The 22,353-nt window shown below is 61.2% G+C and carries 22 protein-coding genes and 1 tRNA gene; 9 read left to right on the top strand and 14 right to left on the bottom strand.

The window, feature by feature from the left end; translation table 11 throughout:
- Positions 1 to 17: 17 nt before the first annotated feature.
- Together NKI66_RS21275 and NKI66_RS21270 are read right to left on the bottom strand one after the other, a co-directional pair.
- On the bottom strand, positions 18 to 1,154 hold the full coding sequence (locus NKI66_RS21275; protein ID WP_352721703.1) for a coiled-coil domain-containing protein: 1,137 nt from the start codon (positions 1,152 to 1,154) through the stop codon (positions 18 to 20).
- Between the two features lie 189 nt (positions 1,155 to 1,343).
- Positions 1,344 to 1,880: a DUF1134 domain-containing protein gene (locus NKI66_RS21270; RefSeq protein ID WP_245273156.1), complete on the bottom strand. Its 537-nt coding sequence runs from the start codon at positions 1,878 to 1,880 to the stop codon at positions 1,344 to 1,346.
- A gap of 391 nt (positions 1,881 to 2,271) precedes the next feature.
- On the opposite strand from NKI66_RS21270, the gene chpT reads away from it, so the two are divergent.
- Together chpT and NKI66_RS21260 are read left to right on the top strand one after the other, a co-directional pair.
- Positions 2,272 to 2,901 (top strand): histidine phosphotransferase ChpT, encoded by a 630-nt coding sequence (chpT, locus tag NKI66_RS21265; protein ID WP_024504504.1) that lies wholly within the window; start codon positions 2,272 to 2,274, stop codon positions 2,899 to 2,901.
- Positions 2,902 to 3,140: 239 nt separating this feature from the next.
- Positions 3,141 to 3,545, top strand: coding sequence for a response regulator (locus NKI66_RS21260; protein WP_024504503.1), 405 nt, complete (start codon positions 3,141 to 3,143; stop codon positions 3,543 to 3,545).
- Positions 3,546 to 3,649: 104 nt separating this feature from the next.
- On the opposite strand, the gene ctrA is transcribed toward NKI66_RS21260, so the two are convergent.
- Entirely contained in the window at positions 3,650 to 4,345 is a 696-nt protein-coding gene (gene ctrA, locus NKI66_RS21255) for a response regulator transcription factor CtrA (RefSeq protein WP_006203583.1), read from the bottom strand.
- A 451-nt stretch (positions 4,346 to 4,796) separates the two neighbouring features.
- Here ctrA and NKI66_RS21250 point away from each other — a divergent pair, with 451 nt between their 5' ends.
- A complete protein-coding gene (locus tag NKI66_RS21250) occupies positions 4,797 to 5,174 on the top strand; it encodes a flagellar export protein FliJ (RefSeq protein WP_109659601.1) in 378 nt (125 codons plus the stop codon).
- Positions 5,175 to 5,259: 85 nt separating this feature from the next.
- Here NKI66_RS21250 and NKI66_RS21245 read toward each other — a convergent pair whose 3' ends face one another.
- The gene (locus NKI66_RS21245; RefSeq protein WP_023809911.1) at positions 5,260 to 5,658 is read right to left on the bottom strand and encodes a winged helix-turn-helix transcriptional regulator; all 399 of its coding nucleotides are present in this window, start codon (positions 5,656 to 5,658) and stop codon (positions 5,260 to 5,262) included.
- A 90-nt stretch (positions 5,659 to 5,748) separates the two neighbouring features.
- Between NKI66_RS21245 and NKI66_RS21240 the strand changes: the two genes are divergently transcribed.
- Positions 5,749 to 6,675 carry an NADP-dependent oxidoreductase gene (locus NKI66_RS21240; RefSeq protein WP_352721705.1) on the top strand — a complete coding sequence of 309 codons (927 nt, stop codon included), beginning with the start codon at positions 5,749 to 5,751 and terminating at the stop codon, positions 6,673 to 6,675.
- 64 nt (positions 6,676 to 6,739) lie between these two features.
- On the opposite strand, the gene sciP is transcribed toward NKI66_RS21240, so the two are convergent.
- Complete coding sequence (gene sciP / locus NKI66_RS21235) at positions 6,740 to 7,015, bottom strand: CtrA inhibitor SciP (protein WP_013529904.1); 276 nt, start codon at positions 7,013 to 7,015, stop codon at positions 6,740 to 6,742.
- A 288-nt stretch (positions 7,016 to 7,303) separates the two neighbouring features.
- Between sciP and mnmA the strand changes: the two genes are divergently transcribed.
- A complete protein-coding gene (gene mnmA / locus NKI66_RS21230; RefSeq protein WP_023809913.1) occupies positions 7,304 to 8,494 on the top strand; it encodes a tRNA 2-thiouridine(34) synthase MnmA in 1,191 nt (396 codons plus the stop codon).
- A gap of 24 nt (positions 8,495 to 8,518) precedes the next feature.
- Here mnmA and NKI66_RS21225 read toward each other — a convergent pair whose 3' ends face one another.
- Positions 8,519 to 9,484: a Gfo/Idh/MocA family protein gene (locus tag NKI66_RS21225; protein ID WP_352440334.1), complete on the bottom strand. Its 966-nt coding sequence runs from the start codon at positions 9,482 to 9,484 to the stop codon at positions 8,519 to 8,521.
- Positions 9,485 to 9,724: 240 nt separating this feature from the next.
- Between NKI66_RS21225 and NKI66_RS21220 the strand changes: the two genes are divergently transcribed.
- Positions 9,725 to 9,801 (top strand) — tRNA-Met (locus tag NKI66_RS21220).
- A gap of 377 nt (positions 9,802 to 10,178) precedes the next feature.
- Here the strand turns inward: NKI66_RS21220 and NKI66_RS21215 are convergent.
- Together NKI66_RS21215 and NKI66_RS21210 are read right to left on the bottom strand one after the other, a co-directional pair.
- Positions 10,179 to 10,628 carry a hypothetical protein gene (locus NKI66_RS21215; RefSeq protein ID WP_352553336.1) on the bottom strand — a complete coding sequence of 150 codons (450 nt, stop codon included), beginning with the start codon at positions 10,626 to 10,628 and terminating at the stop codon, positions 10,179 to 10,181.
- A gap of 270 nt (positions 10,629 to 10,898) precedes the next feature.
- The gene (locus tag NKI66_RS21210) at positions 10,899 to 11,108 is read right to left on the bottom strand and encodes a hypothetical protein (protein WP_023809917.1); all 210 of its coding nucleotides are present in this window, start codon (positions 11,106 to 11,108) and stop codon (positions 10,899 to 10,901) included.
- Between the two features lie 98 nt (positions 11,109 to 11,206).
- Here NKI66_RS21210 and NKI66_RS21205 point away from each other — a divergent pair, with 98 nt between their 5' ends.
- Positions 11,207 to 11,845 carry a response regulator transcription factor gene (locus NKI66_RS21205; protein WP_352440327.1) on the top strand — a complete coding sequence of 213 codons (639 nt, stop codon included), beginning with the start codon at positions 11,207 to 11,209 and terminating at the stop codon, positions 11,843 to 11,845.
- Between the two features lie 350 nt (positions 11,846 to 12,195).
- Here the strand turns inward: NKI66_RS21205 and NKI66_RS21200 are convergent, their stop codons facing one another.
- Together NKI66_RS21200 and NKI66_RS21195 are read right to left on the bottom strand one after the other, a co-directional pair.
- Entirely contained in the window at positions 12,196 to 14,289 is a 2,094-nt protein-coding gene (locus NKI66_RS21200; RefSeq protein WP_352752901.1) for a DUF5801 repeats-in-toxin domain-containing protein, read from the bottom strand.
- Between the two features lie 543 nt (positions 14,290 to 14,832).
- Positions 14,833 to 15,051 carry a hypothetical protein gene (locus tag NKI66_RS21195; RefSeq protein WP_352752899.1) on the bottom strand — a complete coding sequence of 73 codons (219 nt, stop codon included), beginning with the start codon at positions 15,049 to 15,051 and terminating at the stop codon, positions 14,833 to 14,835.
- A gap of 390 nt (positions 15,052 to 15,441) precedes the next feature.
- Here NKI66_RS21195 and NKI66_RS21190 point away from each other — a divergent pair, with 390 nt between their 5' ends.
- Together NKI66_RS21190 and NKI66_RS21185 are read left to right on the top strand one after the other, a co-directional pair.
- Positions 15,442 to 17,211 carry a type I secretion system permease/ATPase gene (locus tag NKI66_RS21190; protein ID WP_352752897.1) on the top strand — a complete coding sequence of 590 codons (1,770 nt, stop codon included), beginning with the start codon at positions 15,442 to 15,444 and terminating at the stop codon, positions 17,209 to 17,211.
- Positions 17,208 to 18,557 (top strand): HlyD family type I secretion periplasmic adaptor subunit, encoded by a 1,350-nt coding sequence (locus tag NKI66_RS21185; protein ID WP_352440323.1) that lies wholly within the window; start codon positions 17,208 to 17,210, stop codon positions 18,555 to 18,557. Before NKI66_RS21190 ends, NKI66_RS21185 begins: the two co-directional genes overlap by 4 nt.
- Before the next feature lie 21 nt (positions 18,558 to 18,578).
- On the opposite strand, the gene NKI66_RS21180 is transcribed toward NKI66_RS21185, so the two are convergent.
- The 4 genes from NKI66_RS21180 to pldA form a co-directional block, all read right to left on the bottom strand.
- Positions 18,579 to 19,415, bottom strand: a complete 837-nt coding sequence (locus NKI66_RS21180; protein ID WP_352752895.1) for a sulfite exporter TauE/SafE family protein — start codon at positions 19,413 to 19,415, stop codon at positions 18,579 to 18,581.
- 125 nt (positions 19,416 to 19,540) lie between these two features.
- A complete protein-coding gene (pldH, locus tag NKI66_RS21175) occupies positions 19,541 to 20,287 on the bottom strand; it encodes a pyridoxal 4-dehydrogenase, SDR-type (RefSeq protein ID WP_352721711.1) in 747 nt (248 codons plus the stop codon).
- Positions 20,288 to 20,320: 33 nt separating this feature from the next.
- Positions 20,321 to 21,499, bottom strand: coding sequence for a pyridoxamine--pyruvate transaminase (gene ppaT / locus NKI66_RS21170; protein ID WP_352752894.1), 1,179 nt, complete (start codon positions 21,497 to 21,499; stop codon positions 20,321 to 20,323).
- Positions 21,500 to 21,524: 25 nt separating this feature from the next.
- Positions 21,525 to 22,331 carry a 4-pyridoxolactonase gene (gene pldA, locus NKI66_RS21165; protein WP_127290290.1) on the bottom strand — a complete coding sequence of 269 codons (807 nt, stop codon included), beginning with the start codon at positions 22,329 to 22,331 and terminating at the stop codon, positions 21,525 to 21,527.
- Positions 22,332 to 22,353 lie beyond the last annotated feature (22 nt).

Here is a 22,353-nt window from a genome sequence, read left to right as displayed (position 1 = left end):
CTCTAAAGAGGCCTGATTCAGCTTGTCGCGTCAGCCTTCTGCAGCGCGCGCACGCGGTCGGCAAGACTGCGGTCACCGTTGCCGGAGCGGGCGTCCGACGGTACCGCCAATGCCTTGGCGACCGGCGAACCAGGCCCCTCGAGCTTCGCCGTCAGATGGACGACCTCCGCCGCCAGCGCGTTCATCTGCTCGCGCAAGGCAGAGCTGCTGTCCGTGGCCTTGGACGCGGCCAGTGCGGTGAGGTCGGCCTTCAGCCGCTTGTTCTCGCGCGCCAGCGCCGTCAGCCTCGCCTCGAGCTGCTCACGGTCACTGTCGAGCTTGGCGATTGCCTTGTCCAAATCATCACTCCTGGCGACATCGCCGCCCTTGCCGACCAGCCGCAAGGCTGGCGCGCTGTCTTCGGATTTCGATCTTTCGCGCATGCGTGCCAGTTCCTTTTCGCGGCGGTCGAGTTTGTCTTCGCGATCGGCAAGTGTGGCCAGCAGCCGCTCGACCTTCTTGTCGAGCTCGGCGGTCCTTTTCTTCTCGGCTTTCAGAGCGTCCCGCGCGGCCTTGCTTTCGGCCGCGATTTCCTGGCCGCGCCTGTCGGCTTCCTTGCGCTGGCCGCGCAGCATCGCAATGTCACTGGCGAGTTTCTGCATTTCGGACTCTCGCGCCACGAGCTCGATCTGCCGGCTGCTCGAGGAAAAACTGGCATCGTCATACATGCGCTCCAGCTTTTCCAGCTCAACTGCGCGCTTTTCCAGCTTGCGCTCGGTTTCCTTCAACCGCTCCGAAAGCTGCTGCAACTCGCCCTCTCGTTGACGCAGCGCTTCGTTCTTCGCGCCCAGCTCGGTCAGCGCCTGGTTCTTGTCCGTCCGCTCGACCGCCAGGCCCTTCATGGCCTCGCGACCGCGATTGATCTCGACGAGTTGTTCGGCCGCCTTCTCTCGCAACGCCTTGACGCTGATTTCCAGGCGGCGCGTCGTCATAGCGTATTCGGCGCGGATGCGATCCTTGTCCGCCTGGATCTCGGTTTGCGTCAGAGGGATCGAGGATTCGACGCGTCTGCGTGTAAGCGCGACCGCACGACGCCATATGGCCGGAGCCACCATGAGCGCCAGAAAGCCAGCGCAGAGAAAGCCGAGGACGAAGAACAGGACCGACTGGACCAAGTGACTACCCGTTGTGGCCGGTAAGCATCAAACAAGATAAACCAAAAGCGCATAGAGCGCTTGACTGTGCCACGTTGACATGGCGGAAATCCAGCGTTGCGGCAAGGGTTTGCCGCAACGCCACGAGTTTAATGCATGTCGACCCAAAAGCGGTCCCGGTTTTGGGCAACGACAGCCAAGGACTTCAGCTTAGAACGGATTCCAGGTGGCGCGCTCGGTAAGCTTCAGATAGCCGAGATTGACGCCAAGCCGGGCACCGACACCGGTGCGGATCGGCACCAAAATCACATTGTTGTTCTTCAGCACGTTGAAGCCGACGCCAGCCACCACATAGGCCGAACCGGCGACGCCGCCATAGCGGTTGTAGAGGCTGCCCACATCATCGAGATTGTAGACCAGCATCATCACCCGCGACCCCTCGCCGCCGAAATCCCAGCCGAGTGACGGGCCTTGCCAGAACACTTTGTGGTCGCCGGCATTCTTGGTGTAGAGCGTGCCTTCGCCATAGGTCAGGCCACCGATCAGCGCACCCGAGCCTTCTTCGCCCAGCAGATAGCCGTTGGGCAGGCCGTAGGAGGCAAAAATCTTCTCGATCACCGTGGCGAGCCCGCCCGATGTCGCGCCAAAAAATTTGTGACCGGAATCGACAATCTCTTGAGCGGTGTATTCCTGGGCCCGCAGGGCTGAAGTCGAGAAGACGAGAACGCCCAGGAGCGTGACCGCCATTGAGAAGACACGGAGAAAGCTCCGGTCGTAGTATCGGGAAAACATGCTTCCAATCTCCGTCAGGGAGCACCTTCGCCGACGCCTCGCACCCCGTACGGCTCTTTTAGCCGGCCGTTAAGGGTAACTGTTAGGGGCAAACTATGCCGTAATCCTTTTTCAACCATTAAGCTCACACATGAACATGGCGGTTCGAAGGCTGTTTGGGGTCGCTCAAGTGGGGCCGGCAGCCTGCGTGAACACGCCATTTGCCACAACCACAATTTGGATTTGTTGCTGCACGCACGGGCGCTGTGTATTCAGAAAGCCCGAGGAGAGAGTGCGTGATTCGTGTGGCAGGCGACGATCGATCGCCCGGCCATGAGTTGTGAGATTTTGCAGGGATTTTTCGCCGATGGCCGATCTGTTCACCCTTTCCGCACCCGATCTGGCAGCGCTTTTGTGCAGTCGGGTCTGCCACGACATCATCTCGCCGGTCGGCGCGATCAACAACGGGCTCGAATTGCTTGATGAAGGCGGCGCCGACGAGGACGCGATGAAGCTGATCCGCCAGAGCGCCCGCAACGCTTCGGCCCGCCTGCAGTTCGCCCGCATCGCCTTCGGTGCCGCCGGCTCGGCCGGCATGTTGATCGATACCGGCGATGCCGAAGCGGTCGCCATCGCCTTCCTCAAGAACGAAAAGCCGGAACTGACCTGGAACGGGCCCCGCGCGTTGCTGCCCAAGAACAAGGTCAAGCTGCTGCTCAACCTGATCCTCGTCGCCAATGCCGCCATTCCGCGCGGCGGCAAGCTTTCCGTGACGCTGGAAAATCTTGAGACCGAACCGCGTTTCGCGCTTGCGTCGGCCGGCCCGATGCTGCGTGTGCCGCCGAAGTTCCTCGAACTGCATTCCGGCCACAAGCCGGAGGAACCGATCGACGCGCATTCCGTGCAGCCCTACTACACGCTGCTTCTGGCGCGCGAAGCCGGCATGACGATATCGATCCACGCGACGCCGGAAGAAATCGTCCTTTCTGCGGCCTGATTGCGCAGCCGATAAAGCGAAGTATTTCTACATTGAAATCTGTAATTCCAGCTCATCGACTTGAGATGCATCTGGTCGTCCAGGCGGTGCCAAAGCATTCGCGAATAAAAGCAGGCACCTGCCTATCTTTGTAAAAATTTTACCTAACGCCTTTTCGGCTTCTTTACCAGATTGGCCTATGGTCCGCCCTGGATGCCCCCGACGCTACCGGACTGCCAGAAGGCAAAGAGGACCCGGAAATGAAACGCTGCATGTTCGTCGACGATTCAAGCGTCATCAGGAAGGTTGCAAAACGCATCCTGGGCGGCTCCGAAATGATTGTCATCGAGGCCGCCAGCGGACTTGACGCGCTGGAGATGTGCGCCGCCGACATGCCCGACATCATCGTCGTCGATGGCGCCTTGCCCGACGTACCGGCGGTCGATCTCATCCGTCGCGTCCGCGCCATGGAGAGCCCGATAAGGCCGCAGATCCTGATTTCCCTGGTCGAGCTCGATATTGCTTCGATCATGCGGGCCAAGCGCGCCGGCGCCCAGGGCTATCTCTTGAAGCCATTCAACCGCCCGCAGCTGCTCGAGCGCTTTCGCACCTTGAAGAGCGCACCTGATTCGGCATCCTTGAGCAATTCCAGAAAAAGTGCGTGACGGTTTTCTGCTCGGAAGCCCGAAAACAGACTGTTACCAGCCCATCATGCAAAAACCCGGCCGAAGCCGGGTTTTTTATTGAAAAGATTCGAACGATTCGTCGCTCAGGCGCTGACGCGAATGTCTTCCGGTTCGCGCAGCACATAGCCGCGTCCCCAGACCGTTTCGATGTAGTTCTGACCGCCCGATGCCGCGTCGAGCTTTTTGCGCAGCTTGCAGATGAAGACGTCGATGATCTTCAATTCAGGCTCGTCCATGCCGCCATAGAGGTGGTTGAGGAACATTTCCTTGGTCAGCGTGGTGCCTTTGCGCAGCGAAAGCAACTCCAGCATCTGGTATTCCTTGCCGGTCAGGTGCACCCGCTGGCCGCCGACCTCGACTGTCTTGGCATCGAGGTTGACCACGAGGTCCCCGGTAGTGATGACCGACTGGGCGTGGCCCTTGGAGCGCCGCACGATGGCATGAATGCGGGCAACCAGCTCATCCTTGTGGAATGGCTTGGTCATGTAGTCGTCTGCACCGAAGCCGAGGCCGCGCACCTTGTCCTCGATGCCGGCCATGCCGGAGAGGATGAGAATAGGCGTTTTGACCTTGGAAAGGCGAAGCGTTCTCAAGACCTCGTAGCCCGACATGTCAGGCAGGTTGAGATCGAGAAGAATGATATCGTAGTCGTAGAGCTTGCCTAGATCGACGCCCTCTTCACCGAGATCGGTCGTGTAGACGTTGAAACTTTCCGATTTCAGCATCAGTTCGATGCTTTGTGCGGTTGCACTGTCATCTTCTATCAGCAGAACACGCATTTCATTCCCCTTTTCTGCTGCCGGACCATTTCACGACCCGTCCGGACCCGGAGCAGTGGTTGCCTTGTGCAGAGGCTGCCATTGAATGGTTAACAAATCCTAATTTCCCGTCCATGACGGTACCAGATTTTTTAACCTCTTTCTACACCCTCTTGAATCTAATAACGAATCTCAGAACCAAATTCTAATGCAACACATTAACAACCTGGACTAAGCGACTCCAGGGACTCATCGACGTCGCTTCCGCATCGGTGGTCGGAATTTTTACCCGGCCTTAAGTCCTGACCCGTATGATTAACAATGCCCGTAAACGAATGGTTACCGTCGGCAAAAAACTTTAGGGTTTTGTTTCCCATAGTTAGGGGAAAGGCGGTGGACACGGGTGCGGCCTGGGCGTTTCCAGGTGGTTTGGACGATAGATGCGGGTGTGCGTTTCCGGGAGTACCGAATCATGAAGTCACGTGAAAACCTCGTTCGGCTGAAACAGTTTCAGGTGAATGAGAAGCGGCGGCAGCTGCTGCAGCTCGACATGATGATCGCCGAGTTCGAACGCATGGCCGTCGAGCTGGAGCTTCAGATCACCGCCGAGGAAAAGAAGGCCGGCATCACCGACATCAACCATTTCGCCTATCCGACCTTCGCCAAGGCGGCGCGTTTGCGCCGCGACAACCTCAGAAATTCGCAAAGCGACCTCGCGCAGCAGCGAAGCACTGCCGAATCATTACTCGGCGAAGCTGAAGCGGAGCTTTCCAAGGCGGAAATGCTGGAATCGCGTGACACCAAGATCCGCGAAGCCGAAATCGGCGGCCGCAGCGCCATGATCGGCTAAGACTGGCGGTTTGCCGCGCCAACGCCCGCCATCAGGCTGGCGCATTGTCGCGGCTTGCGGCTCCGGCGGGAAAAATGAATCCGCCCTACGCGGCCCAATCCCCTTCACTCTCGGCAATTGCCCTTGCACGGGCATCCTTGATATCCGGCGCATGCTGCTCCGCCCATGACCTGATCTGGGTAAGCAGTCCCGCCAGGTTCTGGCCGAGCTCGGTCAATTCATATTCGACGCGCGGCGGAATGACCGGGAAGATCTCGCGCCGCACCAGGCCGTCGCGCTCGAGCACCCGCAGCGTCTGCGTCAGCATCTTCGGCGTGATGCCTTCGAGCTTGCGGGCGAGCTCGCCATTGCGCAGCCGGCCTTTGCGCAGCGCGCAAACCACCAGATAGACCCATTTGCTGGCCAGCATCTCCAGCACGGTGTGCGAAGGACACGTCCGCCGGAACGCATCATAGCCGAAACCGCAATCATCTTCACTATCCATAGGGTGCGTATATATCAGGAAGGTACATACTGGACAAGAGACTATTACTATCCAAATGATAGTGGCATCAACCGAGCAGGAGACATCTCAATGCGTGCCGTTATCCAGAATTCCGTCGGCGGACCCGACGTCCTTGTCATCGCCGATCAGCCGGATCCCACGCCAGAGGCCGGCGAAGTGCTGGTTCGCGTCAAGGCCGCAGGCATCAATCCGGTCGACGGCGCCGTCCGTGCCGGCTACTACCCCTTGCTCGGCGAGCCGCCCTTCATCCTGGGTTGGGACATCTCGGGAACTGTCGAAGCACTCGGCCCCGGCGTCATCGGCTTCAAGATCGGCGACGAGGTGTTCGGCATGCCGCGCTTCCCCAAGCAGGCGGCGGCCTATGCCGAACTGGCTGCCGTGCCTGCCGATCAAATCGCACTGAAGCCGAAGGGCGCGGACCACCTCGAGGCAGGCGCCTTGCCGCTGGCTGGCCTCACTGCCTGGCAAGGTCTCGTCCGTCATGGCAGGCTGGAATCGAGCCAGCGCGTGCTGGTTCACGCCGCAGCCGGCGGCGTCGGTCATCTCGCGGTGCAGATCGCCAAGGCGCGCGGCGCTCACGTCATCGCCACCGCCAGCCCGCAAAAACTCGATTTCGTCCGCAAACTGGGCGCCGACGAAGTCATCGACTACACCAAGGGCGATTTCACCGATCAGGTCCGCGACATCGATCTGGTGCTGGATCCAATGGGCGGCGACCACGCCCAACGCTCGCTGAAGGTGCTCAAGCGTGGCGGCGTGCTGGTGTCATTGCTCGATGTCAGCGACAACACAAGGGCCCAGGCCGGCGCGCGAGACATTCGGGTCGAGCGTATGTCCGTCGTGCCCGACAGTGAGGGCCTGCTGGAACTGGCTCGGTTGATCGATGCCAACAAGCTTGCCGTCCATGTGGCGAAGAGCTTCCCGCTGGACCAGGCGGGGGCCGCTCACGCCTTCCTCGCCACCAAGCCGATCGGCAAGGTTGTGCTGTCGCTCTGAGCGGGAGCGGTGAAAAACAGAAGGGCGCGGGGTTAGCCGCGCCCTTCGTCTAAATTCGCAATGGTCAGTGCCGGTATTGCTGGATGCGTGTCGTGCGCAGCCCGGCAAGGCCATATTCGTCGATCGACGCCTGCCAGGACAGGAATTCCTCGGTGGTGAGCTTGTAGCGTTGGCATGCCTCGTCCAGGCTCAAAAGCCCGCCGCGCACGGCCGCAACCACTTCCGCCTTACGCCGGATAACCCAGCGACGTGTATTGGTCGGCGGCAGATCGGCAATCGTAAGAGGGCTGCCGTCAGGCCCGATAACATATTTGACTCTCGGTCTAACCAGATCGGTCATCGTACTCTCTACAAAAAACTCAAAGACCCAATCCCCGCCACGTTACCGCCACAGCTTTAAAAATTGCCTAAGCAGACCCTAATGACTAGGTAAGGATCATGAACGCCGCGTTAGTCTTTTCGCCGGCATTTGAAACATCTGCCCGCAAACCCTGATTTGCCGGGGAAAATGCATCCCCTGGCGGAGATCGGACGCAACCGGTGAATCGCCCTGCACGCTGGCGCGCCGGTAAAGCTTGACCTATATTCTCGACATTGGCATTGAGGCGCCGTGCAGAACGAAAGCATCATGAACAGTCTCGATCTTCCCGGACGTCCCGAAAACACCCGCATCGTCGTCGCCATGTCGGGCGGTGTCGATTCCTCTGTCGTCGCCGGCCTGCTGAAACGTGAGGGCTACGACGTCGTCGGCGTCACCTTGCAGCTCTACGACCACGGCGCGGCGACGCACCGGGCCGGCTCATGCTGCGCCGGGCAGGACATCGACGATGCCCGCCGTGTCTCCGAGACGCTCGGCATCCCCCATTATGTGCTCGACTACGAGGAACGCTTCCGCAAGGCGGTCATCGATCCCTTCGCCGAGAGCTACGTCGCCGGCGAGACGCCGATCCCGTGCGTTTCCTGCAATCAGACGGTGAAGTTCGCCGACCTCCTGGCCACCGCCAAGGAGCTCGGCGCCGACGCGCTGGCCACCGGCCACTACATCCGTTCCGGCGCCAACGGCGCCCACCGCGCGCTCTACAGGCCGGTCGACGCCGACCGTGACCAGAGTTATTTCCTGTTCGCCACCACGCAGGCACAGATCGATTATCTGCGCTTTCCCCTTGGCGGCCTGCCGAAGCCTCAGGTTCGCGCCATTGCCGAGGAGATGGGGCTGGCGGTTGCCGCCAAGCAGGACAGTCAAGACATCTGCTTCGTGCCGCAGGGCAAGTATTCCGACATCATCGCCAAGCTGAAGCCAACCGCCGCCAATCCGGGCGACATCGTCCACATCGACGGCCGCGTGCTCGGCCGCCATGAGGGCATCCTGCGCTACACGATCGGCCAGCGCCGTGGCATCGGCATCGCTTCCGGCGAGCCGCTTTACGTCGTCCACCTCGATGCCGACCGCGCTCGCGTCGTGGTTGGCCCGCGCGAGGCGCTGGAGACGCACAAGATCTATCTGCGCAACATGAACTGGCTGGGCGACGGACCGCTCACAGACGTCCCTGCTGGCGGCCTGGAGCTGTTCGCCAAGGTCCGCTCGACGCGGCCGCCGCGCCCGGCCGTGCTGCATCATCGTGCCGGTGCCACATGGGTGGAACTGATCGACGGCGAGTCCGGCATCGCGCCGGGCCAGGCCTGCGTGCTCTACTCCGATGACGGCAACGAAGCTCGCGTGTTCGGCGGCGGCTTCATCGAGCGTTCGGAGCGTGGCGCCGAGGCCGAGGCGATGCTGACCCGGCTTGCCGCCAGGCCGGCCCAGATACCTGCCGAATAAGGTTCCCGCCGAATAATCCGCGCTTCAGGAATTCGACTTGGTGTGGGTGACCGTGCCGGCGGTCAGGATGCGCAGCACCCTGATCGCTTCCTCGCCGCTGGTACGCGGTTCGGCACGCGTCTCGATGCACTGGATGAAATGCTCCAGCTCGCGTGTCAGCGGCATGCCCTGGGCAACCGCGACATAGGACGGCTCATTGGTGGTGAAGGCCCATTGGCCGCTGTCCTGCCACACCGCGTGGCGGTAGACGGCTAGCTTGCGTTCCCATGGCTCGACGTCGTCGAACACCGCCATCGCCTTGGTGCCGACCACGGTCAGCCGCCGCTCGCGATAGGGATTGAGACGCGAGGTGAAGAGATGGCTGCGCAGGCCGTTGGGAAAGCGCATGTGCAGATGCGCGAAGTCGCTGAGACTGTCGAGCAGCGCGGCCCCCTCGCCGCGCACCTCGATCGGCTCTGTGCCGGTGATCGCCAGGATCATCGACAGATCGTGCGGCGCCAGGTCCCACAGCGCGTCGTTCTCTGTGTGGAACTTGCCGAGGCCGAGCCGGTGCGAGTGGATGTAGCGGACTTCGCCGAGTTCGCCCTTGTCGATGAGCCCTTTCAGCGTCTCGAAAGCGGGGTGGAACCGCAGGACATGGCCGACCATGAAGACGCGGCCATTGTCCTTGGCCGCCCGCACCGCACGCTCGGCATCGGCAACCGTCAGCGCGATCGGCTTTTCCACCAGCACGTCCTTGCCGGCCTCGACGGCACGCACGGCAAGGTCGGCATGGAATTGCGGCGGCAGTGCCATGACGATGGCGTCGATATCGTCACGGACGAACAACTGGTCCGGCTCGATCGCCAGGCAGTCCTGCTCACTGGCGAAGCCTTCTGCGCGGGCCCGGTTGGTGTCGGAGACCGCGTACAGCGCGCCGAGCGCCTTGAGAGTGCGGATGTGGTTGCTGCCCCAGTATCCGCAACCGAGGACTGCTATGCGCGGCTTCATCTGTTTCAAACTCTAAAAACTCTTGGCCGAGACATAGCGACGTGCCCCTTCGAACTCAACCCCGGCGGCGGCAACCAAATGTCCGCACGGCAAAGCTTTTCGATAATGACGATAAGCCGGCAAGCCGGTTGCTTCGAAGCTTGACAGGCTCACCCTCCCAACCTTATATCCGCGCGACCTTGGCGAACGCCTCCGACATGCCTTTCGATTTGAGGCGGATTTCGGGCCTTTCGCCGCCCTGGCGGGGTAGCTCAGTTGGTTAGAGCACGGGAATCATAATCCTGGGGTCGGGGGTTCAAGTCCCTCTCCCGCTACCAAATTTCTTCAAATAAATTTAGGCGTTTAGGCGTCATCTAGCGCGCCTTCTTTGCCATTCTCAAGTCGCACCATGTTGCAAATGACTACCGTTGATTTCCAAGGGTTTCCTGCAACTATCGGCAGGTCCACGCGACATGGATGCGACCTGAACCCCTTTTCGATGAGCGAAATATAGACCGTGTGTTGAAGGCCAGGCACCGGAGATAATGTTCGACCTCGTGTTGGCCTGCGCTTCGTTGGACGGCGCGCTAGGCATGCTGCTTGCCCACGTGCATGGCTTGCCGATGGTCGAGGGTGCTGACATCGTCAAGAGAATCCCCCACGTCGGCCGACAGGGCTACTTGGCCGGTCAAGGAACGATTCCGCCCTCGGTGGGTTACAAACTCATGATGAACACCATCAAACCCCACGGAATCGGGATTGCGTCCGATGTCGCCAATGCCAAGCCGCCAAGCCGCGGATCGAACGGGCCGAACTCGCGATTGAACGCGCGGAAAAGATGGTGGCCCAAAGCATCGAACGGTCCGGCAGGATTCGGCGTCTGGTCGAGGCCGCCAAACGAGATCGATAGCCCCAAATGACAATGCTGTTCGAACCCTTGGACTCGGATTATCACAAACGCAGCGTGCTTTACCACGCGGCCCGGCTTTCGATGCTCCATGATCGAATGATGATGCGATTCGACAAGGTCGACGAAGCGGCCGACAAAGTTGAAGCTGCGGCGACCGTGCTGGTCGATGTCACCCATGGCTCTGCCGTCGCCGCGTTCCAGGACGCTGTGTTCCGGAATTCGTCGGCAGATTTCCTTCAGATTGAAGCGGGCCAAACCCTCGGGCTCTGAACTGCGAGGGATGGCGGTGATACGGAACCCGCAGAAGGCAACATGCGTTGCCCATGGTTGATTATCTCAAATCGGTTGTCCGGGAACTCATGCCGGCCTGGCTCGTGCGGAAGTCGGTCGGCGTCGACGTTCTAGACCTGAGCAGCAGCCACTCACACGCGACCTGATAGGCGCTGCACCGCCAACGCGATACCGCGGGCCAGTGAGATCGGAACCTCCCGACCGCAGGCTCAACGAGTCGCAACTGTAAGGCAGTCATGCAGCGCTGCCCCCCTGGCCGTCGCTGAGCGGGCCGGTCGTCACCCGGTCGCGATAGCATTGGGCATGCCGGTCGGTCGACTTGTCCAGCATCTTGCGGCCGACATCGCGCACCTTGCCGATCCGACGAACAAGCTTAATCTCCGACAGTTCCTTCCGGAACCAGGGCTTTGGTTGCTCCCCGGCCCGTCGCGGATATAGCAACATGTATATTAGCTGTTACTTGACAATCTGCCTGGGCTCTGGTTTCCTGATTTAACGGGTGTTTAACCAAGTTCGTTGCGTTTTTTTCGGACGGTGTTGGTATGTCGACTTTGGTTGTCGCCGACCCGCGGGGGGTGTATCTCGCCGGTCTGGAATGGGTGTTGCAGAAGGCTGGACACGATGTTGTCGCCCAGTGCCGCCGCCCTGTGGATGTTCTCGCTCATGTGGAGCGCCATCAACCTGATATCGTCATCGTGGGCGTGGATCTCGCGGACCAGCAGACATCAGGTCTCTCCTCACGGCTGAAGGCCGGCAACAGCGCTCTCGGCATCATCTTCATCGTGCAGCCAACCGGCAGGCTCGATGTCAAGGAGATACAGACGCTCGACGTCGACGGCCTGTTTCTGGACGGCATCAGCCACCGCTTTCTCATCGAATGCGTGAATGCGGTGGCGGCGGGCAAGAAGTGGATCGACAACAAGATCGTCCAGCAACTGCTGATGCCCGGGTCGCAGCCGCAGCCAATGTCCCGGCTGACCGGGCGGGAGACCGAGATCGCCGATCTCGTCTCGCGCGGGCTGCGCAACAAGACCATCGCGCAGCGGCTGCATTTATCCGAAGGCACGGTGAAGATGCACCTGCATCACGTCTACGAGAAGCTGCACCTCGGCGGCCGGGCGGAACTGGCCTGGATGACGCACGGCAAAAGCCTCGCCCCCCCAGGAACGGGCCTCCTCTGAAAGCAGCACTTTTAACGGGCATCGACGTGAGGCCGGCAGCGGGCCGGAAAGCCGCGCGATGGCATCGGCCGTGACACCCTCTGTTCTCGACGATTGCGACAGCCTGCTCTCGGTCCGACCCGCCTGATAACCGGGGCATTGGAGATTGGCTTGGCGGTTGCTGGCTCTCCCCTCCTCCGATTCCTTCAGCCAAACAGGCTGGTTGTCGGAAAGCCGCCACAGCATACACCGCAAGCCGCCGCTTTGCGTGTCGCCTGGTTTGAGTCCAGAGCCTTGGTGTCTTGAACATCCGGCCCCTCGAAGGGGGCCGGATCGCCTGCGTTGAAGCTAATGAAGCTACGAGAACGTCATCAAACGATGAAGTCCTGGCTTGCGAGGATGCTCAGTGTTTGCGTAGCAGCATCCCCGTCGAGGTCGGTGTTTGCCAGAGTGAATTCGAACGGCTGATCGTCAACCGGACCCTCGATGCTCGTCGAGAAGTCGAGGATGCGAACACCCGAGTTGGCACCGGTGAGGTGGAACTGAACGTAGGCCGTGTCGAAGGCTTGACCACCATCGTCATTGATGGTCACGGTCTGATTACCCGAGCGCAAGCCGGTGACATTGTCGGTATTGTGATCGATCAGATTACCGGCATCGTCGTAAAGCCACGATTCTACCGTGATGGCGTTGATGTTTCCAATTCCTGCGACCGCGAAGGTTAGATTGTTGATGTCAGAACCGTCCGCAGTGGAGAAGGTGAAGCCCTCGTTGTTATTGATCTGCGAAGCCTGACCGCCTTTCACGCCGAAACCAACTGCATCGGGGTTAAGATCGTCAGCCGCTACAGTGGGGCCTCCCAGTGGAGCAGTGTTGAACGGCGCAAAGGCTGCCTCGATCGCGTCCGCTGCGGGCGTAGCGTTGAAGATCAGGCCGTCAAAGACGATGCTGCCGGTGTTGTCCGCCGTGGGTACCGTCAAGGTCTCCTGTGGACCGCCCGACTTGACCGCGTTGAAGTCGAGGTTGGACTGCTCACCCTGGGGGGTGAAGAGCACGTCGAAGGTGTATCCCGAGTCCGTCACGTTCAGTTGGTAGAGGTCCTGATTGGTGGCCACGTCGTGGTACGTCAGCGTGGTTCCGTCGTTGGTGAGGTTCTCCGTGATGGCAGTGCCACCGAGATCGGTCCAGTCGGTGATGGTGACGTGTGAGCCGTCGGCTCCGGGACTAAGGGTGAACGTCCCATCGTCGTGCTGACCGGCGGCCAATCCGACCTGGAAGTCCGTGCCGTCACCAATGATGCCGGTGAACGTCGGCCCGGCGTCCTCGAACACGAGGTGCGTCCCAAGGTCCTCGTGGTTGACGACCGTCACCTCGCTCGATGATGGGAACGCGACTTCGAGGTTCTCAACGCGCACGCCGGAGGTGCTTTGCTTCGTGTCGTAGGTAAATCGAACGTAGATTTGATCGACGCTATCGGTCGTTTCGATGGTATAATTCTCAAAGACGGCGTTGCCTGCAGGTAAACTTACCGTGCTACTGCCCTGCTCAACTATGCCTCCATCATCGATAGCCCACCACTGAATGTTAACGCTCTTCACGCCGCCTATGCCTTGGACGTCGAACCTGATGCCGCCGATCTCGTTCGCATCCGGAGTAGCCGAGGTCCAGGCCGCGTCTTGAACGAAGAAGCCCTCATTTTGATTCATCTGAGAGGCTTGGCCGCCCTTCACACCGAAGCCGACCGCGTCGGGGTTCAGATCATCATTGGTTCCGGGGTTCTTGTTGATGGTCGTCGGATCCGCGACTGCACCTGCCGGGAAGATGATGCCATCAAACTTGGCGCTGTGATTGTCAGTGGGATCGGCTGTCGCAACCGTGAGTGTCTCCTGTGGGCTACCTGATGGGATCGACGCGAAGTCCAGCACCTGAAACGTCGTTACGAGTTCGGTGGTCGTTACATCCAGTGTGATCTTGCCCTGGGCAAATGACAGGATGTCGTCATCGTCAATGACAGGAGGATCACCAGGAACGTTGTGCTGCAGCGGTTCGTATTGAATGAGGTAAATCTGCGCCGATGACAGGTCAGTCTCGTCAAGCGCAACCGCGAACGCCAAGGCGCCAGCGGGATCGGCGTCACCATTCCCGTCGGCCTCGCGCCCATAAATGATGCCGTCTTGGTTGTAGAGGAAGATTTCCACACCGTCGACGGTAAAGAGGCCGCTCGACGTGCCGTCAGCGGGGATCGACAGCGCCAGATCGGTAGCTCCGGTAGTGTCAAGGAGAGCGGCGTTGACGGCCACCTGCGGGAAGCCTGTCGCGGGGTCGGTAGGACTGATTCCAAGCACGCCGAGAGCGGTGAGCGCGTCGCTCAGCGTCTGGTCGAGGAGGACATCATTATCATCGGTGACGGTCTGTACGCCGATCTGCTCGTCGAGAACGAGATTGGTGGCGGTAATCGTAGTCATAATCTTCCTCCCAATTGTGATCGAGCTGTTCCAGGGTCAGTTGGGATTAGGTCAGGGCGCGCCGAAAATGGTGGATTTCGAGAACCGGAACAGAGCACGCCTTGACGTGCGTAAGTTCCGGAGGCGTAGAAAGCTACGATTGCCCGTCCGCCATCACTTGAGATGCCACTTGAAATGCTAACAAACCCCAGATGCTCAGGGGTCAATTTGGCGCAGCCTAAGGATGGCAAGTCAACTTTCCGTCTGGTAGTATTCTGACCTATATCGAACGATATATATCGTTTTCGATAGGGTCGCCGTCGTCAGTTAAATGGGAATATTGACCTGGCGGAGAAGCGCCGTAGTGAATGCCCGCGCCGGAGCAAACCATATGTGTCAAAAGCCTTGGCCCGATCGGCGTCGCCCTCTATGTAGGGCACGTCGCTTAGCGATCGCCGGAGCTTATCGGGTTGCGCAGCCCGGCGAGCGCGGATGAGCTTGGCCGTGTTGGGTGATCAGGCGCGGTTCTTGAAGCGCCCGCACTCATTGACAGTCTCGATGATCTCACAGTGATGCGTGAGACGATCCGAGTTCATCGAAGACGACGAAGCCGAGGCGAGTGAGATAGTCGGCGCGACACTCGGTCTTGAGCTGGTTGAGCAGATCGACGACGTTGCACATATACCACGTTTGCGAAAGCTGCACCTCGGCAGCCGGGCGGAGCTGGCCTGGATGGCGCATGGCAAAGGCGCTGCGCGTCCAGAAACGGGCCTCCTCTGACACCAGCACCTTCAACTGGCATCGACATGAAGCTGGCAAAGGGGCTGGAAAGCCGCGTGATGGCATCGGCCGTGATACCCGCCGCAGCGCCTGCGCCGGCCTGATCTATCGAAAGGTATATATCGTTCGATCAGGTGCGGACATTGATCTCAATACTATCGAACCGGGAATGGACGCCTCCTCGTCGGCGGCGACACAATCGAGGATCAAAGGCCGCAGTTCAGCGCGTCAGCGCGCCAGCGGATGCACTCGGGTAGGGCATCTGGGGGGATCCCCTTTTCTTGATGCGTTCAAAAAGGGGGGAATCTCGATGGCACCCACCATAGCAGCTCATGGCTGGCCTCACTGCAATCCCTTGCGCCGGATGTCACTCCGCACACCAGAGAAATAGCGATGAAAACCAAGCAACAGCCCCCTGCCCTGCAGGTGGTGATGAAAGAGATCAAACGCGCCATTCGGCCGCTGATCTGGTTCAGCGGAGGCATCAACGTGCTGATGCTGACCGGGGCGCTTTACATGCTCCAGGTCTACCACCGCGTACTCGGCAGCCATAGCCTGGAGACGCTGGTGATGCTGTCGCTGATGGCGGCGGCCGCGCTCGGGACGCTCGCCGGGCTGGAAGTAATACGCGGGCGTCTTCTGGCCAAGGTCGGATCATGGATGAACGCGCGCTTGGGACCGGTTCTGCTGACCGCATCGGTGGAATACGCCGCGTCGGCGCCTGGCCAGGCCAACGCCCGTCCGCTGCGCGATCTGGACCAGGTGCGGAATTTCTTCACCAGCCCGAGCGTCTTCCCGATCCTCGACGCTCCTTGGGCGCCGCTGTTTTTCGCTGCCATTTTTGTCATGCACCCATGGCTTGGATGGCTGGCGCTCGGCGGCGGGATCGTCCTGTTCGCTTTGGCGCTGCTCAACGAATACGTCACGCGAAAGCCCTTGACCGAGGCTTCGGGTGCGCAGTCGCGGGCCTATGTGCAGGCCGAGGCGGCGATCCGCAACGCCGAGGTCGTCCAGGCCATGGGCATGTTGAAGCCCCTGCTGGAGGGCTGGAAGGCACAGCAGGACGAGGCGAACAAAGGACAAGTTCTTGCCGCCAACCGGGGTGGGGCCATCGCGGCTATCGCGCGTTGTCACCGGCTGGCCCTGCAAATGGCGATACTCGGCCTCGGCGCCTATCTGGTCCTTCGCAACGAGGCCTCGCCCGGTATCATGATCTCCGCCTCGATCCTGATGGGCCGCGCATTGTCACCGGTCGAGCAAGCCATCGGCACCTGGAAGGCGACGCTCGGAGCGCGTGCCGCCTACCGGCGTCTCACCGCTGTCGCCGGACAGCACCGGGAATCCACACCGGTTCTGCCGCTACCACGACCGAAAGGCAGGTTCGAGGCCGAGAACATTGTGCTTGCCCGACAGGGTGGCGAACATATCCTGAAAGGCATCAACTTCCGCCTGGAGCCGGGTGAAGCGATGGCGTTGATCGGTCCCAGCGGGGCCGGCAAGACGAGCCTGGCGCGCATACTCGCCGGCGCCTGGCGCCCGTCCGCAGGGCGCGCCTTGCTGGACGGAACGGATGTTGCTCAATGGGCGGCGGAAGACCGTGGCCGTCATGTCGGCTACTTACCGCAGGACATCGAACTCTTCGCCGGCACCGTGTCCGAAAATATTTGCCGCTTCGCGACGCTCAACCCGGCGGTCTTCAACAAGGTGGTCGAGGCCGCGCAGTTGGCAGGAGTCCACGAACTGATCAAGGGACTGCCGAAGGGTTACGCCACCGAGATCGGCGAATCCGGCGCCGTCCTGTCAGGCGGGCAGCGCCAGCGCATCGGGCTGGCGCGGGCACTCTACGGCGACCCCGCGCTGCTTATCCTCGACGAACCCAATTCCAACCTCGACAGAGAGGGCGAGGAGGCATTGATTGCTGCTCTCGGCGTGGCCAAGGCCACGAACACAACCGTTATCCTGATCGCGCACCGCCCCAACCTTTTGGACAAGATAGACAAGATACTGGTGCTCAACAGAGGTCAGCAGGATCTCTTCGGGCCGCGCGACCATGTCTTCAACGAACTCGCCAACCGTGTCAGCAAGGTGGCCCATCTGCCCAAGGCGGCCCAGTTGCCAGCCCTTGAAGTGGTCAAGGAAATCAAAGAGGTCAAGGAAGCATGAGCCGCCCCCCCGGATTGAACGTCGTGCCGCTACCCCTTCCCCCGCCCTCGCTGCTGGAACCGGTGCCGCTGCGTCTCACCGGCGTGACCTGCACCGGGTTCGCGATCATGTTCCTGTTCTTCGGCGTGGCCGGGGGCTGGGCGGCACTGGCGCCGTTGGACAGCGCCGCCGTGGCGCCGGGCGTTATCAAGGTGGCCGGCGACCGCAAGCTCATCCAGCACCTCGAGGGCGGCATCATCGCAGAGTTGAACGCCGCCAACGGGGATATCGTCAAGACCGGCAAGGTCCTCGTCCGGCTCGACGACACGCAGGCAAAGGCGCAGCTCGACCTGATCCAGAACCGGATAGCAACGCGTGAGGCGCTGGCCGCGCGTCTCAGGGCCGAGCGTGACGGCAAGACCGGGATCGAGTTCAATCCGGCGTTGCTCGCAGACCCCGCCACGGCCGTGAAGGACGCGGTGGCCGCACAGCGTGACGTGTTTGCCGCGAAGCACCACAATCTGAAGGACGAGCGGGAAATTCTCGGCCAGCGCCGTCACCAGGTCGAGGAAGAGATAACGGGACTGGAGCAGCTTATCGTCACCGAAGACAAACAGATCGAGGCAATCGAGGATGAAAGCAAAGACCTTGAGGGGCTGCTCAAGAAAGGGCTGACCACCCGCGAACGGAACCTGTTGCTCAGACGCCAACAGCGGGAGATCGAAGGGGAGCGCGCTACCAACATTGCCGCAATCGCCCGTGCCGGAAGCGCCATGGCCGAGATTGATATGCAGATCCTGAACCTCAACACAGTGCGGCTGAACCAGGCCGTCGATGAGTTGAGCAAGGTCGAGGCGGAGTTGTTCGACCTCGGACAGCAGGAGCGCTCCGCCAAGGACGTGCTTGACCGCACCAACGTCGCCGCACCGGTTGACGGCATCGTCATGGACCTGAAGGTCCATACGGCAGGCGGCGTCGTGAAACCCGGTGAGACATTGATGACGATCGTGCCGCTCGGACAACAACTCGTGGTCGAGGCCATGGTCAAGCCGGAGGATGTCGAGACGATCGCACCCGGACAGCCCGCGCGCGTCAGCTTCCCGGCGTTCGCTCGCTACAACCTGCCGCCGCTCGAGGGCGTCGTGGAGATCGTGTCGGCTGACCGCATGGTTGAGGAACGCAGCGGCGCACCTTATTTCGCCGCGACCGTTGTGATCGACAAAAGCGAACTCGGCAAGCTGGAGGGCCGCAAGCTGCTGCCCGGCATGTCGAGCGAGACGATGATCCGGACGGGGGCTCGCACCGTGCTCTCTTATCTCGCCGAGCCAATCACGCAGAACTTCCGCCGGGCCATGCGGGAAAAATAGCCGTACGCCGCCCAACGAAATTCAAGACAGCAACATTCGCCCGGCCGTGATCGCCAGGAAGAACGCAAAGGCGAGTTTCAGGTAGCGCGGGTTGAGCGCGTGGGCGAGCTTGGCGCCCAACGGTGCAAACAGAAAGCTCATGGGCGCTATGATGGCAACCGCCGGCAGGCTGACGTAACCCAGGCTGAGCGGAGGCCTGCCGGCGATTTCAAGACCCGACCAGATGAAGCCGGCCACTGCCGGAAGCGCGATAAGCAGGCCAAGCGCCGACGATGTGCCGACGGCACGATGCACCGGAAAGGAAAAACTGGAAAGCGTCGGCACCGAGAGCGTGCCGCCGCCAATTCCCATCAGCGAAGAGACAAAGCCGATCACAGCAGCGATCGCGCGGTTGATCCAGCCGCTTTGCGGCAGGTGATCGGAGATCACGAGGTGCTTCGGCAGCGCCATGTTGACGGCCACCAGCAGGCCGACGACGCCGAAGACCAGCCGCAAGCCGGCGCCCGGGATGAATTTCGACATGATGCCGCCGACGAGGGCACTGGCGAAAATGGCCGGTCCCCACAGAGTGAGCAGAGGCCGATCGACATTGCCGCGCCTGTTGTGCGACCGCATCGACGAGATCGAGGTGGGGATGATGACCGCGAGCGAGGTCGCGACCGCCAGATGGCTGATCACAGCAGGCGAAAAGTGGAACAGGCTAAGCACCCAGAACAGCACCGGGACGATGACGATGCCGCCGCCGACTCCCAGCAGACCGGCGAGCACGCCGGAGGCCATTCCGGTCATGGCCAAGCCAGCGACCAGCATTGCAATCGTCAGCCCGTCGAAAACCGACGTGTCGAATCCGAAGTCCACCGTGATTTTTCCTTGATTGGCTATTTGCGGCACGGCCTTGCGGGCACGGCCGCGCTCCCGCTGTTGCGACCCAAAAAATGCAGGTCGCCCAGAAGGGTCATAGCGTTTTTGGAATGCGCTTTTGGTTAGTGGCGCACCATCCCGGCGTCGACATTGAGCGTCTGGCCGGTAATCCAGCGCGCATCGTCGGAGGCCAGGAACGAAACCACGTCGGCGATATGTTCCGGCTGCCCTTTGCCTTTCATCGCCTGAAGCATCTCGACGAAGCCGAACGCCTCATTGTGCGGGCTCGCCTTGACGCCGTCGCTCTCGATCAGGCCGGGCGTTACCGCATTGGCGGTGATGTTGTATTTGCCAAGCTCGGTGGCGAGCGCCCTGGTGAAACCGATGACGCCACCCTTGGCCGCGACATAGGCCGCCATGTTCGGCGTGCCGGCAAAGAAGGTGTTGGATGCGATGCTGATCACCCGTCCGGCCTTCCCCGCCGCACGCATCTGGTCCGTACCGGCACGGCTGACGATAAAAGTGCCGGTCAAATTGACGTCGATGATCTTGCGCCAATGGTCGAGATCGACATCGTCCCAGGCGACGAACGGCACGATGCTGGCATTGTTGACCAGGATGTCGATGCCCCCGGTCAGGGTCTGGATTTCGGCGAAGAGTGCCTTGACGGATGCCGGATCGGAAATGTCGGCGGCGATCGCCCTCGCCTTTCCGCCTATCGCCGCGGCCGCCGCCCCGGCGCCTTCGGCATTGATGTCGCTGACGATGACGGTTGCCCCATCGGCGGCAAGCCGCGCGGCGATCGCCTTGCCGATACCCTGCGCGGCGCCCGTAACCAGGGCCGTCTTTCCCGCAAGCCGTTCAGTCATGAAAATGCTCCCTCAATCCGTGGTGATGTCTGTTCAGGCGTCGGCGTCGATCACGGCCAGCGCCGCGTCGATACCCTTGCCGATCGCCAGTTTCTGGCCGGCCGCGTTCATGGCGCCGCCAAGCGCCGTGAGCGCCGCGATCGCATAGATCGGCTGGGCGGTCGGACCCATGTGGCCGATGCGTGTCAGCTTGCCCAAGGTTTCGCCGCGGCCAGACGAAAACACCACGCCGTAGCGGGCGCGCGCGGCCTGGCGAAGCGCCTTCTCGTCGATGCCTTCGGGCGTGCGGACAGCGGTCGTGGTCGGCGACGCGATGCTGTCGCTGGCAGCCCAGATCGACAGACCCATCGCGGCAACGCCGGCGCGCATGGCCTTGGCGGTGAGTGCATGGCGCCCCCACACAGCCTCCGGTCCCTCATTGAGATAGAGGTCGAGCGCGACATCGAGCCCGTTGATCTCCGAGACCGACGGCGTGAATGGAAACGGCTTGTCCCGCGACCACGCATGCTCCCAGTCGACGATGCTGAGCATCGACGCGCGCGGCGCCAGAGGATTGGCCTTCATCTTGGCCCAGGCCCGCTCGCTGACACCCATCATCGTGAGGCCGGGAGGCGCGCCCAGGCATTTGTTCGGGCCGGTGACATAGATATCGGCCTTGCAATCCTCAGGATGTGTCTTCATGCCGCCAAATGACGAGACGGCATCGACGATGAGATAGCCGCCATGCGCCGAAACCAGCGCGCCGATGGCGTCGATCGGATTGATGGTGCCCGACGGCGTGTCATGGTGGCAGACGGAAACGACGGTGATCTCCGGATGCGCCTTCAGCATTGCCCCGACCGCCTGCGGATCGATCGCCTCGTTATAGGGCACCTCGATCTCGAGCAGATGTGGCGAATAGCGCTTAGCCCAATAGCCGAACCCCTTACCGTAAACGCCTGAGGCAAGGTTGAGCACGACATCGTCCGGCGTGATCAGCGAGGCCGCGGCGGCCTCCAGGCCAAGCACCGGCTCGCCATGCAGGATGACCGGCTTGTTCGACAGCCGCATCGCCTTTTGCGCCTTGTCGACCACACCCTCGTAGAAGAGCTGGAACGCCGGGTCGTAGTCGTAGAGCACCGTGCGACCGAGGCCGCGCAGCACTTCGGCATAGGCGTTCACCGGCCCCGCGGTCAGGGTGATGACCGGATCGGCGTGTTCGAGATAGCGCATCGTCTTGTCTCCCGATTGCAGGCGGTCAGCCGTAGAATTGCGTGCCGGTCCTGTAGGTCTTGAAGTTGTCCATGTCGTGCGAGTACATCAACTCGGCGCCATGGTCCTCGGCGAGTTTCTTCACCTTGCGCATCGAATTGACGCCCGCCACCGGATCGATGTGGAAGGCCGCCTGGCACAGCGTTTCAAGGCTCTTCTGCGTATAGGCCGCGTCGATGGTGAACATGATCGGCTTGCGCTTGGGGAACTCTACCAGCAGGCTGTAATGGCCGATCGAATGACCGGGCGTCGAGATCAGCCGGACACCCCTGGCAAGCTCGACGTCGCCATCGACGCCTTCAAAGGTCGAGTTCGCCCGTGTCGTGCCCGCCAGCAATTGCCCGGTCGCGCCACGCGCTTCGGCAGCCTCCGCCGAAAAGCTCAGATCGGAATAGCCGAGATGTTCGAAGGGCTCGGGATTGCAGGCCTGCGGCACTTCGGTCCGGTGACAGATCTTCTTGGCATGCGGAAAATACTTGTTGCCGCCGCAATGGTCGAAGTGGAAATGCGAATTGACGACGACGTCGATGTCCTTCGGTTCGAGGCCGAGCAGCGCCAGGGCGCCTGGGATGGTCTGGTGCTTTTCCTGGATCGGCTTTTCGAACGGCAGCACCTTCATCACGTGGTCGTAGTCGTAGCCGGTGTCGATGAGGAACCGACCCTCGGCATGCTCGATCAGGATCGAATAGACGGGGAAGCGCACTTCACCGCCAGGGCCGCGATTCCAGAACACATGATAGCCGTCGAGAACGAGCGAGCCGCCGTCGAGCAGGTAGACCTTGGTATCCGACATTCTTGCCTCCTTTATTGGCGCG

This window comes from Mesorhizobium sp. M0518 (assembly GCF_040321125.1).
Taxonomy (GTDB): Bacteria; Pseudomonadota; Alphaproteobacteria; order Rhizobiales; family Rhizobiaceae; genus Mesorhizobium.
Note: the sequence above shows the minus strand (reverse complement) of the source record. Positions and strands in the feature narration are given on the sequence as shown.